Origin of the sequence: Prevotella communis (assembly GCF_022024115.1) — a bacterium.
Lineage (GTDB): Bacteria > Bacteroidota > Bacteroidia > Bacteroidales > Bacteroidaceae > Prevotella > Prevotella communis.
Window position 1 is genome coordinate 335,216 of record NZ_CP091792.1, and the last position, 18,101, is coordinate 353,316.

14 protein-coding genes and 1 tRNA gene are annotated in these 18,101 nt (G+C 49.6%); 9 read left to right on the forward strand and 6 right to left on the reverse strand.

Annotation, left to right across the window (positions count from 1 at the left end; all coding sequences use genetic code 11):
- Window positions 1-53 precede the first annotated feature (53 nt).
- The 6 genes from L6468_RS01310 to L6468_RS01335 all read left to right on the forward strand — a co-directional run bounded on the left by L6468_RS01310 (window position 54) and on the right by L6468_RS01335 (window position 7,232).
- Complete coding sequence (locus L6468_RS01310) at window positions 54-722, forward strand: DUF4923 family protein (protein ID WP_237794495.1); 669 nt, start codon at window positions 54-56, stop codon at window positions 720-722.
- Between the two features lies 1 nt (window position 723).
- Window positions 724-3,687 (forward strand): TIM-barrel domain-containing protein, encoded by a 2,964-nt coding sequence (locus L6468_RS01315; RefSeq protein WP_284438409.1) that lies wholly within the window; start codon window positions 724-726, stop codon window positions 3,685-3,687.
- 152 nt (window positions 3,688-3,839) lie between these two features.
- A complete protein-coding gene (gene gpmI, locus L6468_RS01320) occupies window positions 3,840-5,360 on the forward strand; it encodes a 2,3-bisphosphoglycerate-independent phosphoglycerate mutase (protein ID WP_237794496.1) in 1,521 nt (506 codons plus the stop codon).
- On the forward strand, window positions 5,360-5,968 hold the full coding sequence (locus tag L6468_RS01325) for a RasGAP domain-containing protein (RefSeq protein ID WP_237794497.1): 609 nt from the start codon (window positions 5,360-5,362) through the stop codon (window positions 5,966-5,968). Before gpmI ends, L6468_RS01325 begins: the two co-directional genes overlap by 1 nt.
- Window positions 5,965-6,630 (forward strand): uracil-DNA glycosylase, encoded by a 666-nt coding sequence (locus tag L6468_RS01330; protein WP_091816448.1) that lies wholly within the window; start codon window positions 5,965-5,967, stop codon window positions 6,628-6,630. Before L6468_RS01325 ends, L6468_RS01330 begins: the two co-directional genes overlap by 4 nt.
- Window positions 6,624-7,232, forward strand: a complete 609-nt coding sequence (locus L6468_RS01335; RefSeq protein WP_237794498.1) for a DUF3109 family protein — start codon at window positions 6,624-6,626, stop codon at window positions 7,230-7,232. Before L6468_RS01330 ends, L6468_RS01335 begins: the two co-directional genes overlap by 7 nt.
- 1 nt (window position 7,233) lies before the next feature.
- Here the strand turns inward: L6468_RS01335 and L6468_RS01340 are convergent, their stop codons facing one another.
- From L6468_RS01340 to L6468_RS01350, 3 genes are all read right to left on the reverse strand, one after another.
- On the reverse strand, window positions 7,234-8,106 hold the full coding sequence (locus L6468_RS01340; RefSeq protein ID WP_091851162.1) for a helix-turn-helix domain-containing protein: 873 nt from the start codon (window positions 8,104-8,106) through the stop codon (window positions 7,234-7,236).
- 112 nt (window positions 8,107-8,218) lie between these two features.
- Window positions 8,219-10,627, reverse strand: a complete 2,409-nt coding sequence (locus tag L6468_RS01345) for a beta-galactosidase (RefSeq protein WP_237794499.1) — start codon at window positions 10,625-10,627, stop codon at window positions 8,219-8,221.
- 92 nt (window positions 10,628-10,719) lie between these two features.
- Window positions 10,720-12,234, reverse strand: coding sequence for a glycoside hydrolase family 30 protein (locus L6468_RS01350; RefSeq protein ID WP_237794500.1), 1,515 nt, complete (start codon window positions 12,232-12,234; stop codon window positions 10,720-10,722).
- A 98-nt stretch (window positions 12,235-12,332) separates the two neighbouring features.
- On the opposite strand from L6468_RS01350, the gene L6468_RS01355 reads away from it, so the two are divergent.
- From L6468_RS01355 to L6468_RS01365, 3 genes are all read left to right on the forward strand, one after another.
- Window positions 12,333-13,169, forward strand: coding sequence for a phosphate acyltransferase (locus tag L6468_RS01355; RefSeq protein ID WP_091816435.1), 837 nt, complete (start codon window positions 12,333-12,335; stop codon window positions 13,167-13,169).
- A gap of 21 nt (window positions 13,170-13,190) precedes the next feature.
- Entirely contained in the window at window positions 13,191-14,261 is a 1,071-nt protein-coding gene (gene buk / locus L6468_RS01360; protein ID WP_091816432.1) for a butyrate kinase, read from the forward strand.
- Window positions 14,262-14,454: 193 nt separating this feature from the next.
- Window positions 14,455-15,333, forward strand: a complete 879-nt coding sequence (locus tag L6468_RS01365; RefSeq protein WP_237794501.1) for an AraC family transcriptional regulator — start codon at window positions 14,455-14,457, stop codon at window positions 15,331-15,333.
- A gap of 97 nt (window positions 15,334-15,430) precedes the next feature.
- Here L6468_RS01365 and gyrB read toward each other — a convergent pair whose 3' ends face one another.
- From gyrB to L6468_RS01380, 3 genes are all read right to left on the reverse strand, one after another.
- Window positions 15,431-17,407, reverse strand: coding sequence for a DNA topoisomerase (ATP-hydrolyzing) subunit B (gene gyrB / locus L6468_RS01370; RefSeq protein ID WP_091816427.1), 1,977 nt, complete (start codon window positions 17,405-17,407; stop codon window positions 15,431-15,433).
- 132 nt (window positions 17,408-17,539) lie between these two features.
- A complete protein-coding gene (rpsT, locus tag L6468_RS01375; protein WP_091816424.1) occupies window positions 17,540-17,794 on the reverse strand; it encodes a 30S ribosomal protein S20 in 255 nt (84 codons plus the stop codon).
- 169 nt (window positions 17,795-17,963) lie between these two features.
- Window positions 17,964-18,038: transfer RNA gene (locus tag L6468_RS01380), tRNA-Glu, on the reverse strand.
- Window positions 18,039-18,101: the final 63 nt, after the last annotated feature.

Below are 18,101 nucleotides of genomic sequence, written 5' to 3' on the forward strand. Positions count from 1 at the left end.
CTATTTGTTACTTAAGGATGAATCAAAAAAGCAATAACTTAAAATAATTTGAAATGAAAAAGATTTTCTTATTTGCAGCAGTTGCTGCGCTGCTGATGACAAGTTGTGGTACTAACGGTTCTCTGAGCCAGGTGGGTTCTGCCGTGCTGACGGATGTGCTGACCAGTGGACAGACGGGCGCAACGACGACAACTAACACTGGAAATACCGTAAATACGGTGCTTCAGAGCGTATTGGGTATGACAGGCACCAAGGTGTCAAAGCAGAGTCTGATTGGTACTTGGAAATATAGTCAGCCTGGTTGCGCGTTTACCAGCGAGAAACTGCTGGCTCAGGCTGGTGGCGAAATCGTGGCTTCAAATGTGAAGACAAAGTTGCAGCCTACTTATCAGAAGGTGGGCATCAATGCATCTAATACGCAGGTGACCTTCAATCAGGATGGAACTTTCTCTGCAAAGATTGCCGGAAAAGCCTGGAGCGGTACCTATAAGTATGATGAGAATACCTGCAAGATTACCATGTCTGGCCTGTTGCTGAATGTCAACTGCTACGCTAAGCTCAATACCAACGGTATTGGTTTGCTCTTCGAAGGTAAGAAGTTGCTAACACTGATACAGACCATGTCGGCTCTCAGTGGTAATAATAATACGACAATCAAGACGATTGGTAATGTGGCTTCTAGCTACAATGGTCTGCGTGTGGGCTTTGATATGACCAAGTAATATGAGACGAAAAGGCCTTTTGTTTATATCCTTCATGATGGCAGCTCTAGTAAGTAGGGCTGCCATTGTGGATAGAATGGGTCATATTGTTACCATTCATCCAGACGGCGGACAGGCGAAGGTGATTCGCCTTGAGGTTGTCAATGACCGTATTATTCGTGTGCGAGCTACTTCCAAGGATGACTTACCTCAGAAGATGCAGAGTCTTATGATAGTACCCCAGCAGGTACCTCCTAAGAACAGCTATACCATCACGGAAACTCCAGAAAGCATCGAGGTTATTGCCAAACAGGTACGTGCCGTGGTCAGCAAGGCTACAGGTGAGGTGTGCTTCTATGATGGCCTGGGAAAGACACTCCTGCTGAAAGAGAGTGGCAACGGAAAACAGTTCTGGGACTTCACTGTGCCCGAGCGTGAACTGGGTCTTAAAGGCGGTGTACAGCCCACGGAGGCTCAGCTGCATGGTCTTACGTGGCAGATGAAGTTCGATTCTCCTGACGATGAGGCTTTCTATGGCTTGGGGCAACACCAGTCAGAGGAATTTAATATGAAAGGCCGTAATGAGGATCTCTTCCAGTATAACACGAAGGTTTCCGTACCTTTCGTGGTCTCTAATAAGAACTACGGTTTGTTGTGGGATGCCTACAGCTATTGCCGTTTTGGTAATCCCCATGATTACCTGCAACTGCACCGTGCTTTCAAACTCTATGACAAGCAGGGTAGGGAAGGCCATCTCACTGGCACCTATACCGACCGCCTTGGCAAGTCGTTGGTACGTGGCGAGGACTCTATCTATTATGAATATGGTACGCCGGCAAAGTCTGAGATAGCTCTGAAAACCGATAATGGTGGTATCAGGAATCTGCCTCAGGGCTTTAATCTGGCTGGTGCTCATGTGGTGTACGAGGGTTTCATTGAACCCTACGCCACATCACTGTATCAGTTCATCCTTTATTATGCCGGCTATATCAAGGTGTATATAGGTGGAAAAGAGGTGGTGCCTGAACGTTGGCGAACAGCATGGAATCCCAATGCCTATAAATTTAATGTGGAAATGGCCAAAGGTGTGCGACAGCAGTTGCGCATTGAGTGGCAGCCCGACGGCAGCGAGTCGTATTGCGGCTTGCGAGTAGCCGAACCACGTAGTCAAAAGGAGCGTGAGTCGCTGTCTATCTGGTGTGAGATGGCTCAGGACATGGATTATTATTTCGTGACAGGCCATAATCTTGACGAGGTCATCTCCTGTTACCGCACCTTGACGGGTAAGGCCTCTCTTTATCCTAAGTGGGCACTGGGTTTCTGGCAGAGTCGGGAGCGTTACAAGACGCAAGAAGAACTGGTCTCTACGCTGGCTGAGTTCCGCAAGCGCCAGATACCGATTGATAATATAGTGCAGGACTGGAACTACTGGCCTGAGGACCAGTGGGGCAGTCACGAGTTCGAGTCTTCGCGCTATCCTGATCCGCAACAGATGCTTGACAGCGTGCATCAGATGCATGGTCGCTTTATGATTTCCGTATGGCCAAAGTTCTATGTGAATACAGCCAACTACAAGGAACTAAACGAAAAAGGGTGGATGTATAACCAGTCGCCCACGGATGGTATCCGCGACTGGGTAGGGGCTGGTTATAAGAACGGCTTCTATGATGCCTACGACCCAGAGGCCCGTAAGGTCTTCTGGCGCCAGATGGATGAGAAACTTTATACTGGGCTTGGCAAAAAGGTCGATGCCTGGTGGATGGACGCTAGTGAGCCCAACGTGCGCGACTGCACCCCTATGTGGTATCGTAAGGCGCTCTGTGGTCCTACGGCCCTTGGCACGTCTACTGAGTACTTCAATGCTTATTCATTGGTCAATGCTGATGCCATCTATCATGGTCAGCGAGGCGTGTGGAAGGGTAAGAAGGACGAGCCCCGTGTGTTTTTGTTGACCCGTAGCGGTTTCGCAGGCGAACAACGTTATTCCACGGCAACTTGGAGTGGTGACATCGGCACCCGTTGGGAGGATATGCGAGCACAGATGACGGCTGGACTGAATTACTCCATGTCTGGCATTCCCTTCTGGGGCATGGATCAGGGCGGCTTCTGTGTGGAGAACCGTTACGTGCAGGCCCAACAGCTCTATGACCGTACGGGGCAGGAGAATGAAGACCTGAAAGAATGGCGTGAGTTGCAGACACGCTGGAACCAGTTTGGTACCTTCATCCCACTCTTCCGCAGTCATGGTCAGTGGCCTCTGCGCGAGATATGGAACATCGCACCCGATAATCATCCGGCCTACCAATCGTTTGCCTTCTATGATAACCTGCGCTACCAGCTGATGCCTTATCTCTACTCGCTGGCAGGATGGGCACATTTCAAAGATTACACCCTGATGCGTGCGCTCATCATGGACTTTAACGGCGACCGTGAGGTTAAGGATGTCGGTGACCAGTGGATGCTTGGTCCGGCTCTGATGGCTTGTCCCGTAGGCTATTATAAGGCCCGTAATCGCAGCGTCTATTTCCCCAGACAGTGTGGCTGGTATAACCTCTATACCAATGAGTATATAGAGGGCGGACAGCGTCTGATTGTGGATGCGCCCTACGAGCAGATTCCGGTCTTTGTGCGTGCAGGTGCTATCATTCCCTTCGGTCCTAAGATGCAATGGAGCGACGAGAAGGCTGCACAGCTTATCAACCTCTATGTCTATGCAGGTCAGGATGGACATTTCCAGCTTTATGAGGACGAGGGCACAAACTATAACTATGAGAAGGGACTGTTCTCAACGATAGATATTCATTATGATGATGCGACTCATAGCGTGACCATCGGAGCCCGCAAGGGACAGTTCTCGGGTATGCTGAAAACCCGCCGTTTCAATATTGTCCTGATAACGCCCGATGCGCCTCAGAACCTGAACTTAGAAAACCCCAGTGGACGATTGGTGGAGTATAAGGGAAAAGAGGTGACTGTTGAACTGTAAGTAATGAAGATGCATCACTTTTAACCTAAGAAAAGTCAGAAAATTGCATAAAAAGGTCTGAATGCGGAATTTTATTGCTAATTTTGCACCCGCTTATATAATAATAAGGTGAAAAGAGAGAAAGTATAAACAAGATATTAAGTATTTTTATTATGGCAAAGAAAGCACTTTTGATGATTCTCGATGGATGGGGAATCGGTAAGCATGGTAAGGGTGATGTGATTTTCAATACTCCAACACCTTACCTTGATTTGTTGACAGCTACATCGGCTCACTCTCAGCTTCAGGCTTCTGGTGAGGATGTAGGTCTGCCTGACGGACAGATGGGTAACTCTGAGGTAGGACACCTCAATATCGGTGCCGGCCGCATCGTTTATCAGGACCTTGTGAAGATTAACCGTGCCTGCAAGGATGGTTCTATCGTAGAGAATCCTCAGGTGAAGGCCGCTTATACCTATGCCAAGGAGAACAATAAGAAACTGCACCTGATGGGTCTCTGCTCTGATGGTGGTGTACACTCTTCTTTGGAACACCTGTTCAAACTCATTGAGGTAGGTAAGCACTACGGTCTGAAGAACCAGACATTCGTTCACTGTTTCATGGACGGTCGTGATACAGACCCCAAGAGTGGTAAGGGCTTCATCGAGCAGGTTACTAAGGTTTGCGCCGACAACGACGCAGCTATCGCCTCTATCGTAGGTCGCTTCTATGCAATGGACCGTGATAAGCGTTGGGAGCGCGTGAAGGAAGGTTATGACCTGATTGTGAATGGCACTGGTAAGCAGGCTACCGACATGGTGAAGGCCGTAGAAGAGAGCTATGCTGACGGTGTTACTGACGAGTTCATCAAGCCTATCCACAACAGCACTGTGAATGGTTGTATTGAGGAGGGTGACGTGGTTATCTTCATCAACTTCCGTAACGACCGTGCCAAGGAGCTCACCATCGTATTAACCCAGCAGGATATGCCTGAGCAGGGTATGAAGACTGTTCCTGGTCTGCAGTACTACTGCATGACGCCATACGATGCCAGCTTTACTGGCGTACACATCCTCTTCCCCAAGGAGAATGTTGAGAATACACTGGGTGAATACCTCTCACAGCAGGGCAAGAAGCAGTTGCATACCGCTGAGACAGAGAAGTATGCCCACGTAACCTTCTTCTTCAATGGTGGTCGCGAGCAGCCCTACGAGGGTGAGGACCGTATTCTGGTTCCCTCTCCCAAGGTGGCTACCTACGACCTAAAGCCCGAGATGAGTGCTTATGAGGTAAAGGATAAGTTGGTGGCCGCCATCAATGAGGCAAAGTACGACTTCATCGTTGTAAATTTCGCTAATGGTGATATGGTGGGCCATACGGGTGTTTACAACGCTATCGCCAAGGCCGTATGGGCTGTTGACAACTGTGTGAAGGATGTGATTGAGGCTGCTAAGGCCAACGATTACGAGGCTATCATCATTGCCGACCATGGTAATGCCGACAACGCTATCAATGCCGATGGTACTCCTAACACCGCTCACTCACTGAATCCTGTGCCATTCATCTATGTAACCAATAATAATTCGGCTACCGTGAAGGATGGTCGCTTGGCAGACGTGGCTCCCTCTATCCTGCATATCATGGGACTGGAGCAGCCACAGGATATGACTGGTGAAAACCTGATTTGTGACTAATGACTCAACAGGAGTTTCAAGCTTGTATTGAAAAACACAAGCTCGATATCGAAGAGGTAAGAGACCGTGCACACATGTTGCACGAGAGCGTGAATCAGCACTATGACAAGGTGCACCCTTATGGGTTCCACCTTGACATGGTGGCTGAATCCGTATTCAAGTACGGATATCTCGTGTGCCAGAGCGAGCACGATTTCGTACCTCTTTTCTTTGGTGCTTTCTATCATGACAGCATCGAGGATGCACGAATGACGTATAATGATGTGACAAAGGCTGCTCAACTGTTTATGGACGCTGACCAGGCCTATATCGCAGCAGAGATGGTATATGCGTTGACTAATGACAAAGGACGAACACGTGCTGAGAGAGCCGGCGAGCGTTACTATCAAGGTATTCGTGAAACACCCTATGCACCTTTTCTGAAACTGGCCGACCGACTGGCTAACGTTACCTATTCTTTTACGCACGGTAACGCTTCAAATAACCACATGAAGGAGGTATATAGGGAAGAAATGCCACATTTCCTGGAGGCTATCAATGCCCATAGTGATGATCCGCGACTGGGACTTCCTCAGGAGATGATAGATGATATCTATAAGTTATTATGAATATACAGATAGAGGAGTCGTGGAAACGACATCTGCAAGGAGAGTTTGAGAAGCCCTATTTCGCAGGACTTACAGAAAAGGTACGACAGGAGTATATGGCAGGTACGTGTTATCCGCCAGGAAAACTGATTTTCAATGCCTTTAATCTCTGTCCGTTTGATCAGGTGAGGGTTGTCATCATCGGCCAAGACCCTTATCACGAGCCAGGACAGGCTCACGGATTGAGTTTCTCTGTGCAGGATGGTGTTGCGTTCCCTCCTTCTCTTATCAATATATTCAAGGAGATACAGGATGACCTCGGTACGCCTGTACCACCTACGGGAAACCTGACACGCTGGGCAGAACAGGGCGTGTTGTTGCTCAACGCTACATTGACCGTGCGTGCCCATATGGCAAATAGTCATAGCACACTGGGATGGCAGAACTTCACGGATGCGGCTATCAAGGCTCTGGCAACAGAGCGTGAGCATCTGGTCTATATGCTTTGGGGCGGTTTTGCTCGTTCAAAGGCCTATATGATTGATAAACAAAAGAATCTGGTCTTGGAGTCTGTGCATCCCTCTCCATTGAGTGCTAATCGTGGCGGCTGGTTCGGACAGCATCAGTTCTCTCGTTGCAATGCTTATCTCCAGGAAAACGGTATAACCCCAATCGTATGGTAAACAAACTCCCCCCTATATTAGAAGTAGCAGGTGTACTCATCTCGTCGGATATCCTGACGGAAGAGTTCTGTTGTGACCTTGAAGTATGCAAGGGTGCCTGTTGTATCGAAGGCGATGCCGGTGCTCCCGTCACCCTTGACGAGGTGATGGAGATAGAGAATCATGTGGAAGGGGTATGGAGCAAGCTAAGTGCTTCTGCTCAGGCTGTGCTTGATAAGCAGGGCGTGGCCTATACTGATCAGGAAGGTGACCTGGTGACGAGTATCGTTGGAGGTAAGGACTGCGTGTTTACTTTCTATGATGACCTGACATTAACTGAAGGGAAAACCGTCGGACACTGTTGCCTCTGCGCTTTAGAGAAGATTTGCAAGCCCATCAGTTGTGCCTTGTATCCTATCCGCGAGAAGACATTCTCTGATGGTACTGTGGCCCTGAACTATCATCAATGGGATATCTGTAAGTGTGGACGTGAAAAAGGGAAGGCTCTTCACCTTCCCGTTTATCAGTTCTTAAAAGGTCCGCTGGTGCGCCGTTTTGGCGAGCAGTGGTATCAGGAACTCTGTGAAGTGGCTTCAGATTTGAAGCAGCAGGGTTACCTGTGATTTAGGATTTGCGATATTTTGACGGACTCATACCCACGTTTTCCTTGAAGTATTTTCCAAGGAACGACTGATTGGGGAAATTCATCTCTTTGGCGATGTCCTTGATGGGCTTTGTGGTATTCTTCAGCAGTACGCGCATCTCCAGTGTGACGTAGTTGTCAATCCACTCGTTGGGCGTGCGACAGCTTACATGTTTCACGGCCTCCGACAGATATTTTGCAGTAATACCCAGTTGTTGGGCGTACCAGCTTACGCGGCGTTCTGTCTTGCAGTGCACTTCCACCAACTTGATGAATTGTGTGAAGATGGCGTCTGGACGTGACTGTTTCTTCTCCTTTCCCTTGCGATTGCGATAGATAACGTTGCTCAGGTCGTAGAACATAGCCAGCATCAGTACTCTGATCAGTTCTTTCTGGAAATGATTACCCTTGTCTGAAATACGTCTGTCGATGGCGTCGAAATAGTTTCTGAATACTGTTTGCTCCTTTTTGTCAAATCGCATCACAGGATGGTTGCGTGAATAGAGGAACAGGGCAGACATCTCGCTGACGTTACGTATAATATCATGGAAGAAATTCACAGATATCACCATACTCATAGCCACGAAGTCGTCTGAGAGGGTGAACTGGTTGATGACATGGCGTTCGGAAACAATAAATGTCTCGCCAGCACGAACGGTAAACTCACGTGTGTCTACTGTATACTTTGCTTCTCCTTGGGTGCACATACCTATAATAATAAAGTTTGTGCGGCGTGCAGAATCCGGAATGGGGATACGTTTGATATTGTCAATCAAGAACAGATCGTTATCGATGTAGTGATCTTTGCAGTAGCGCTTAATGATGTGAATATTGGTTTCTTGAATTTTGTCCATTTCGTGTATTTGGATTTTTATGGTTACAAAGGTACAGAAAAAAAAGGAAAAATCAAAAAATAATGAGTGAAAATGGACAGCAGAAATTTTCTGCTGGCCATTTTATAGAATATTAATAGACGTACACCTTGAAATTTTTGATAGAACCTGGTGCTCCTTGTTCTGCTCGTGGCAGATACTCCAGCGCATTGACTGTCTGCTCTGAGCCGAGGTCAATCACCAAGAGGTGGGGTGCCGATGCCCCCTTCTCTGTCTGCCAGTAGGTTGACTCCTGCAGGTCGAAGACTTTATCGCCTAAGTGGTTGCCCCCCTCATCCTCAGAGTTGGCATACTTCGTCTTCCACGGTTCACGCGACAGACGCTTGCCGTCCTGTCCCTGCAGGTAGAGCTCAGCAATGGCCACGCGTTCGCCGTCCTTCTGTGTTGAGAGACATTCGATGGCGAGGTAGCGACCCTTTGCGGTCTTACCAAACTGGATGGTCTGCCAGCCGTTTCCAGCCTTGAAGGCACCGGTAGCTACAGGAGTTGCACTGTTGAGGTCGGGCTTGTCGCCTATGTTGTTGTGCTTATTGCTCTTCTCCAGCTGCAGCTTGTTGAGTTCAGGCTCAGCCTGGCCCCATACCACAGCCTCCTTAGGACCAACGATATCGAGTACGATAATCTCGTTCTTGCCCTTCTTCAGCCAGCAACCGGGCACATAGAGCGTCTGTTGCGGACCGATGCTCCAGATGCGGCCCATGGCATGACCATTCACATAGACCTGTCCCTTGCCCCATGTCTCGAAGTTCAGGAAGGTGTCGCCCACCTTCTTCAGGTTGAAGTAGCCGCGGTGGTAGCCGGGTTTCATGATGTCGCCAAGTTTCTTCGAGCCCTCATAGCCCTGTGTAAAGGCGAGTGCAGGAACACTACCTTTCGCCTTGCCGGCAGCTACCTGGTCGTTGACGCCCTTTACCATGTCAAGTGCCTTCGTGGCTGTCTTGTAGTCATCGGGGATGGCCACATTCATCCAGTTCTTTGGCGTCAGCACCATCTCAATGTCGTTTTTCTCCGTTGTCAACGTCACGTCGCCGACGATGCCCTTAAAGTCCTTGATGGCACGACCGAAGTTGATGCGCCCCATGCCTTCGACGATAATAATAAGTTCGGCACCCTCCTTAACGGCGGGGATGGTAAGCGACTTTTCGTTCTTCACACGGTCAATCTTGCCGATATATTTTTTGTCGATAAACACTTGGGCAAAGTCGTGGAACTCGCCGGTGAGCACACTCTGCGATGTTATCTCGGGCAGGCGGGTTGAGTACATCATCGTGCCCCAGCCCATGTCCATCTCCTCGAAGGTTTTGGGCGTGCCATTGACGGGCTTGGTCATGGCGGCTATGAAGGGCGCAAATTCCGTCAGCTCGAACTTAGGCACGGTGATGATGGACATTGGAGCCTTGGGCACAGCGGGCATCTTCTTGCCGTCGTTGTATTTCTCCATCATCTTGCGCAGTTCCCAGAACTTTGGCGTAGCCTGACCATATTCATTGATAGGCGCGTCGTAGTCGTACGAGGTGACGTCGGGTGCAAAGCCAGGTGAGTTGGCGCCTGCCCAGTGACCGAACGAGGTGCCTCCGTGGGTCATATAGAGTGAGAACGAGATGCCCTTTGAGAGCATTTCATCCATACCTTCCACCATATCCTTGGCAGGACGTGTCTCGTGGCGTGCTCCCCATTTGTCGAACCAGCCACTCCAGAACTCAGAGCACATCTTCGGGGCATTGGGACGCAGCTGGCCAAGACGACGGAACTGGTCGTTGATGTTGGCGCCCGTGCCAAAGTTCATGGTCCATGTCAGGTCGTCAAGGCCGTTCTTCTCGAAGTTGGAAGACCAGTCGCACTGGAACAATGCCAGTTCCTTGCCATAGATGCCACGCAGACAGTCGCGAATCTCACTGACATAAGGCTTGTCCTCGCCATACGAGCCGTACTCGTTCTCTACCTGAACCATGATGATAGGACCGCCCTTCTGGATGGTCAGCGGAGCCAGTTGCTCACCCACCTTCTGCTCGAAGATTTTTACGCGCTCCATAAAGTATGGGTCGCGTTCGCGAAGCTTGATATCCTTCTTCTTCAGCAGCCACCAGGGCAGACCGCCCATCTCCCATTCTGCACACACATAGGGACCAGGGCGCACGATGACATACATGCCGTTTTTCTGGGCGATACGACAGAACTCGGCCACGTCGTTATTGCCTGTGAAATCAAACTGGCCTTCTTTCTGCTCATGGATATTCCAGAATACATAGATACACACCGTGTTCATGCCCAGAGCCTTACACATCTGGATGCGGTGCTCCCAATAGGGACGAGGAATACGAGGGTAGTGTACCTCTGCAGCTTTCACTACGAATGGCTTACCATTCAACAAGAAGGTCTTGTCGCCCGTAGTAAATGTGCCAGGCTTGCCAGCCGCCTGCATCGTAGCAGGTGCTGCCATCAACAATGCCGCAAGGGCAAGATGCTTCAATAGTTTCTTCATCGTTTTTATTATTAATTCATGCGGTAGCCGCTCGAGCTCTGCTCGCTTTTACAAAGCTTCGCGACTAAAAGAAATTATTCACTTTTCACTATTCACTTTTCACTTACAAATGTTGTAATGCTACGAGGAGCAAGGGTTGCTGTTCCATCGCAAGGGGCGAGGGGCTTGAGCGTCTCGCCTTCAGCATCGCTGGTACGATAGGGCTGCCAGGTGGGCGAAGCCGAACTCCTGCCTACATTGAAGGAGACGGGTTTCTCCTGCTCGCTGTAGTTGATAGCCACGACGACCCATGAGCCGTCTTTGTTCTGATAGGCCGAGACCATCACGCCGTAGGGATCTTCCTTTTCCTTTGAAGAGATGTCGTAGCGCACGGCACCAGGACGCACAAAGCGACTGTAGTTGCCCAGTGCCCACATCAACCGGCTGTCTCTTGCCTGATGTCTGCGGTCGAACACACGGATGAGTCCGTCTTTATAGTTGCCACCACAGGCACGCCACCATGACCAACTCTCTGCATTGGCATAACAGAGGTCATGATGAATGATGCGAGCCACATAGAGAGCCGTCTTCATGGAGAAGTCATATCCACCGCCACCTCCAATCTCCTCGTCATTGCTCATGATGCAGATCTCCGACTGCCAGAACTTGGCATTGTATTTCTTCAGCGTCTTGTGCAGATCCTGGCGAATCTTCTTCATATAAGGTACGGGCGTGTTTGTCCAATAGCTGTGAGCCAGCATCAGGCGAGGCACCAGGGGCGTGTCGCCCAGATAGGTCGCCGTACTGTCTTTCGACCAGAACGACGCAATGGCGTTGCCACGCTCCCATGAGGTCTTGTAGACGCCCAACAGACAGCGCAGGTCGCTCGATTCATTGACCATGATCTGTGTGGTGAGCCCTTTTTCTGTGAAGGCGGCACTGGTCTTACGTGCCACCTCTGCAATCTCCCAGTTGGTGGCAGGAGAACCTTCCTGCTTCGGGCCTTGCCAGTTCCAGTGACCATCAGGTTCGTTGATGGGTGAGATATAGTCTACGTGGATGCCGTGCTCACGTTCCAGTCCGCTGACGCTTTCCGCCATAAACTGTGCAAAGGCATCGTAGCATTCTGAACGCAGGTTCAACGTACCCCCGCGACCAGTATTCGTAGCCAGTTCGTTCTCTGTGAAATAAACGGGAGGAGAATTCAGAAAAGCCAGGATATAAGGCACGCCACGCTGTTTGGCCATCTTCAGGAACTTTACCTGACCTGGCTGACGTGTCCAGTCGTAGGTGCCGTCAAAACGCAGGAAACACTCCGTACGTGTATCCTTATTAATATAGGAGGAGTCCCCCTGTTCGGCACTTCCTGCTCCGAGGTTGAAGCGCCATAGTGAAAGACCGATGCCCTTGGGCTTTCCGTTGGCATCATTTTCAGTAGAGAAGAGCCAGTCGGCAATCTGCTGCTGTTGCTCTTCTTCAGGCCATAGTCCGATAGTCTGCATAGACCAGGCGTCAGACGCACCGAAGTGTTCGATGGTCTGTTGTGGGTGCTTTGTGTCAATGGTATAAGTCTGTGATTCTGCGCCCATTGACAGTAAAAGCATTGTAGTTGTCAGTAATAGTTTCATTATATTGGATTTAGTTGGGTACAAAGTTAATATTTTTTCTGCAAAAAATGTGTTGGTATGAGAAAAAAATCGTATCTTTGCCAAAAGATTTGTTGGATATGAAAGCAATACAATGTTTTGATGAGCTCGTTGAGCACCTGAAAGCCAGTGGCGTACGTCGTCGTGTGGCTGTAGTTTGCGGTCGTGATGAAAGTACCAGTGGCGCTGTGGAGCGTGCCGTAAAGGCAGGTTTTGCTGAGGCTATCTACGTGGATAATGACGACGTGGATGTAGCTGCTGCTGAGGCTGTTGCGCTGGTGCGCGAGGGTAAGGCCGATGTGATTATGAAAGGTCTGCTGAATACGGATAATCTGCTGAAGGCTATCCTGAACAAGGAGACTGGCATCCTTCCTAAGGGTCGCGTGCTCACACATCTGTGTTGTGCCAAGATGGAGCAGTATGACAAGTTGTTGTTTATGACCGATGTGGCCGTGATTCCCTATCCCACGAAGGAGCAGCGCGAGCAGCAGCTCATTTACCTGCTGGATCTCTGTCGTAATATGGGTGTTGAGGAACCCCGTATCGCACTTATCAGTTGCTCAGAGAAGGTGAATCCCAAGCATTTCCCCTGCACGGTAGAGTATCGTGAGTTGGTAGAGCAGGCCAATGCAGGCCAGTTTGGTCCTTGTATTGTGGATGGCCCGTTGGATCTGAAGACCTCGTTGTCGCCAGCAGCTCTTCATAAGAAGGGACTGACTTCTCCTCTGGAGGGACGCTCTGATGGCTTGATTTTCTCTGATATCCAGGCCGGCAATGTGTTCTACAAGTCAATCACACTCTTCTGTCAGGCTCAGACGGCAGCCATCCTGCAAGGTCCGCAGGTGCCCGTAGTGCTCACCTCGCGTGCCGACTCAGCCGACAATAAGTTCTATTCTTTAGCGCTTGCCTGCGTCTAAACCTCCAATCTAATAAGCCTTATGTTTATCCTTGTAATCAATCCTGGGTCTACCAGCACCAAGATGGCCGTCTTTGAAGACGAGAAGCCGATGGTGCTGCGTAGTATTTCGCATTCTAATGAAGAACTGGCACAGTTCGGTGACGACGTGCTGAATCAGTTGGACTACCGCAAGCAGTTGGTGCTCAAAGAATTAGCCCATATGAATGTGGCTATGGAGTTCGAAGCTGTGATTGGTCGCGGTGGACTGGTGAAGCCTCTTGCCGGTGGTGTCTATGAGATCAACCAACAGATGCTCGATGATACCTATAACGGTATTGCGATGCACAACCACGCGTGTAACTTAGGATGCCTGATTGCCTATGATATAGCCAAGACCATTCCTGGCTGTCGCTCATTTATAGCCGACCCGGGCGTGGTGGATGAACTCAACGACTATGCACGTATCAGTGGCTCTCCTCTGATGAACCGTATCTGTATCTGGCATGCCCTGAACCAGCGTGCCATAGCCCGTCGCTTTGCCAACGAGATAGGTAAGCGTTACGAGGACCTGGATCTGATTATCTGTCATCTGGGTGGTGGTATCTCAGTGGCTGCCCATCAGCATGGCCGTGCCGTTGATGCCAATAATGCACTGGATGGCGAAGGACCATTCTCGCCTGAGCGTGCTGGCAGTCTGCCTGCTTCCGACCTTATCCGTCTGAGTTTCAGTGGGAAATATACGGAGAAGCAACTGCTGAAACGACTGGCTGGCAAGGCTGGACTGAATGCCCATCTGGGTACGGCTAATGTGAAGGAGATAGAAAAACGTATTGCTGAGGGTGACGCCCATGCCGAGATGATCCTGAATGCGATGATTTATCATGTAGCTAAGAATATCGTTGGGCTGGGGGCCGTGTTCTGCGGTAAGGTGGATGCTATCCTGCTGACGGGCGGACTGGCACGTTCTGAGTATGTGATTACCCGTTTGCGTAAGCGTATAGAGTTTCTGGCACCTACCTATTGTTTTCCTGGCGAGGACGAGATGGAGGCTCTGGCACTGAATGCGTTGGACGTGTTGCGTGGCAAACGTGAGGTGAAAATCTACACATAGTGTATTTTATAAACCAATTTCCTTTTATAAATGTTCAAAAAAGGATGCCCTTTTTGTGTGCGTTACGTGTTCAAAATGTAAAAATCTCTATCCCCTTTGGGTAATATTGTCTGATATGGCTAATATTTTTGTGGAAAATTCGCTTTTTTCTGAAAAAAAATGATGAAATTTGCGTGACAAAAACTATAGCTATATGACTCAAAAAAGTAATGAACAAATCGGATATGTTGACTTTAGCAACACGGTAGTGGACTATCAGGACGGTGACGTCGTGATGTTTGACCACGTGGATGTGTTGTCAAAGGCTTATCCTTTGAAACCAAAAACGACGCTCATTGGCTTCTGTAGTCAGGGGCAGATTACGTTGACGGTCAACGGGAAAACGCTGGACTTTGTTTCGGGAGATGTGTTTGTATGTCCTCCTAATGTGAAGGTAGAGCACAGTGTTCGTGGCGAGGACCTTGACGGAAAGGCTATTTGCCTGTCTGATCATATTATTCAGGCGCTGCTTCGTGACAGAATGGAGGTATGGAATCAAATGGTTTATATCAATCAGGTTTACAAGGTGTCGCTGGACGAATCTTGTGAGAAGAATATCGACCTCTACTATCAACTGTTGCAGTCTAAGATAGAAAGCAGGCGTCGCGTCCCTTCTTATCATACTTTGCAGGCGTTGCTGCGTGCCCTCCTGCTCGATTTGTGTGCCGAACTGGAGGAGGTGAATGGTGCTTTGGATGATCAGCGTCCCTCGCAGGGTAAGATGTTGTTTAACCGTTTCCTGAGTATGATATCCAATAACGAGGTGAAGCGCCAGCCCATAGCCGACTATGCCGACAATTTGGCCATCACGCCTAAGTATCTGACGATGCTCTGCTTGAAGTACAGCAATAAGACGGCTTCCGACTGGGTTATCCAATATACCTGTGAGGATATCCGTTTCTACCTGAGAAACAGTAATCTGACTATTAAGGAGATATCCAGTAAGCTGGGCTTCGCAAACATGTCGCATTTTGGCTCTTATGTCCGTAAACACATGGGGATGTCACCCAGTGAGTTCAGGCACAGGAAATAAGGGAAAAGTGAATAGTGAAAAGTGAAAAATTTGCTACCGCATCAATCACAGCGCAGTAGCAAATTTTTCACTTTTCACTATTACTTTTACCCTTACCTTACGCGTCGATATTAGCGTAGGTAGCATTCTTCTCGATAAATTCACGACGAGGTTCTACGTCGTCACCCATCAGCATTGAGAAAATCTCGTCGGCCTCGGCAGCATTCTCGATGGTTACCTGCTTCAGCAAGCGGTTCTCGGGGTTCATGGTGGTTTCCCAAAGCTGCTCTGGGTTCATCTCACCTAGACCTTTGTAGCGCTGTGTGTGCAGGGCAGAAGAGTTCTCGTCGCCAGCTACGTACTTATCGATGAACATCTGACGCTGCTGCTCGGTGTAGCAGTACTCAGAATACTTCTTGTAAGTACACTTGTAGAGTGGGGGAGTGGCGATGTAGAGGTGTCCGCCCTGGATCACCTGTGGCATGAAACGATAGAAGAGCGTCATAATCAGCGTGTCGATGTGCGAGCCATCGACGTCGGCATCGGTCATGATGATAATCTTGTCGTAGCGCAACTTGTCGATATTGGCTTCGCGGTCGCCTTCGCCCTCAACGCCGAAGCGTACGCCGATACTCTGGATGATGTTCATCACAGACTCGGCCTCGAACACACGGTGCCACTGTACCTTCTCTACGTTCAGAATCTTACCGCGCAAGGGCAGGATAGCCTGGAAATGACGGTCACGTCCCTGCTTGGCAGAACCACCTGCAGAGTCACCCTCGACGAGGAAGATCTCACAGGTCTTGGGGTCCTTGTTAGAGCAGTCGGCCAGCTTACCTGGCAGACCACCACCCGTCATGGGGTTCTTGCGCTGTACGCTCTCGCGTGCCTTGCGGGCAGCGATACGGGCTGTAGCAGCCAGCACCACCTTGTCGCAGATCAGCTTAGCCTCCTTGGGGTGTTCCTCCAGATAGTTGCTCAACGCCTCGCCTACAGCCTGCTGTACGGCACCAGCCACTTCTGAGTTACCCAACTTGGTCTTGGTCTGTCCCTCGAACTGAGGCTCAGCCACCTTGATAGAGATAACGGCTGTCAGACCCTCACGGAAGTCCTCACCTGCAATCTCAATCTTAGCCTTTTCAATCTGCTTGGAGATCTGTGGGTCGGCATCAGCGTAGGCCTTCAGTGTACGTGTCAGGGCCATACGGAAACCAGTCAGGTGAGTACCACCCTCGATGGTGTTGATATTGTTAACGTATGAGTGGATATTCTCGCTGTAATCGGTATTGTACATCACAGCCACCTCGATGGGTACACCCTGCTTCTCTGTCTTCAGGTAGATGACGTCGTCGAAGAGGTGGGTGCGGTGACGGTCCACGTAGCGCACAAACTCCTTCAGACCCTCCTTGGCGTGGAATACCTCGGGCTCGCGCAGGTTGCCTTCCTCGTCAGGACGGAGGTCGGTCAGCGTGATGGTGATGCCGGCATTCAGGTAGGCCAGCTCGCGCATACGCTTGGCGATGATGTCGTACTTATAGAGCGTGGTGGTAAAGATAGATCCGTCGGGCCAGAACTGCTGACGGGTACCAGTCTTGTCAGTATCGCCCACAATCTTCACGTCGTACAGGGGCTTACCCTTCTCGTATTCCTGCTGATAGATGTGGCCGTTGCGGAATACCTGTGACTTCATGTGGGTAGAGAGGGCGTTTACACAGCTCACACCTACACCATGCAGACCACCAGATACCTTGTAGGAACCCTTGTCGAACTTACCACCGGCGTGCAGCACGGTCATAACCACTTCCAGGGCACTCTTGTGCATCTTCTCGTGTTCGTCAACGGGGATACCGCGTCCGTTATCTTGTACTGTGATAGAATTGTCTTCGTTAATAGTCACCTCAATGTGGGTGCAATAGCCGGCCATAGCCTCGTCGATAGAGTTATCGACGGTCTCGTTCACCAAGTGGTGAAGTCCCTTCTCACTAATGTCGCCAATGTACATAGCAGGGCGCTTGCGCACGGCTTCCAGTCCCTCGAGTACCTGAATGTTACTCGCGGAATAGTTCTGTTCGGTTTGATTCAGTTCTTCTGCCATTTTTGTTAATGTCCTAAATTGGTGCAAAGGTACAAAAAAGTTGTGAGAATAACGAATTTTTTACCGATAAAAAACACGAAAAAAAGCCGCACAAGTTTTACTTGTACGGCTTCTGTTTATTTTTGCAGCTTATTAGCCCAGTTTGTTCACGTGCTGAGCGAGGCTTGACTTCAAGTTAGCAGCCTTGTTCTTGTGAATAATGTGGGTCTTAGCCAGCTTGTCCAACATCTTCTGAATCTGAGGATAGAGGGCTACAGCCTCGTCCTTGTTGGTCATAGCGCGCAATTTGCGAACAGCGTTACGCATTGTCTTGGCATAGTACTTGTTGTGCAGTGCCTTTTTCTTGTCCTGGCGAATTCTCTTCACCGATGATTTGTGGTTTGCCATTTTTTTTTAATTAAATTTTTTGTTGTTATTAAAGCTTATGGGTCTTGCGCCTTCCGGCTGCCCTGGGCGGGTTTCTGCAAAGGGTTGCCTCTTTAACAAAAATCCTCCGCCACCCCTTCCTCTTTCGAGTAGCGCTACCACAGCGCAGATGACGGATTTTAATTTCTTTTGGTAGTCCCTAGGAGAGTCGAACTCCTCTTTAGAGAATGAAAATCTCTCGTCCTAACCGATAGACGAAGGGACCATCGACGCTAAAAGCGGGTGCAAAAGTACAACTTTTTTCTTTTTCTGCCAAATTTTCTTAAAG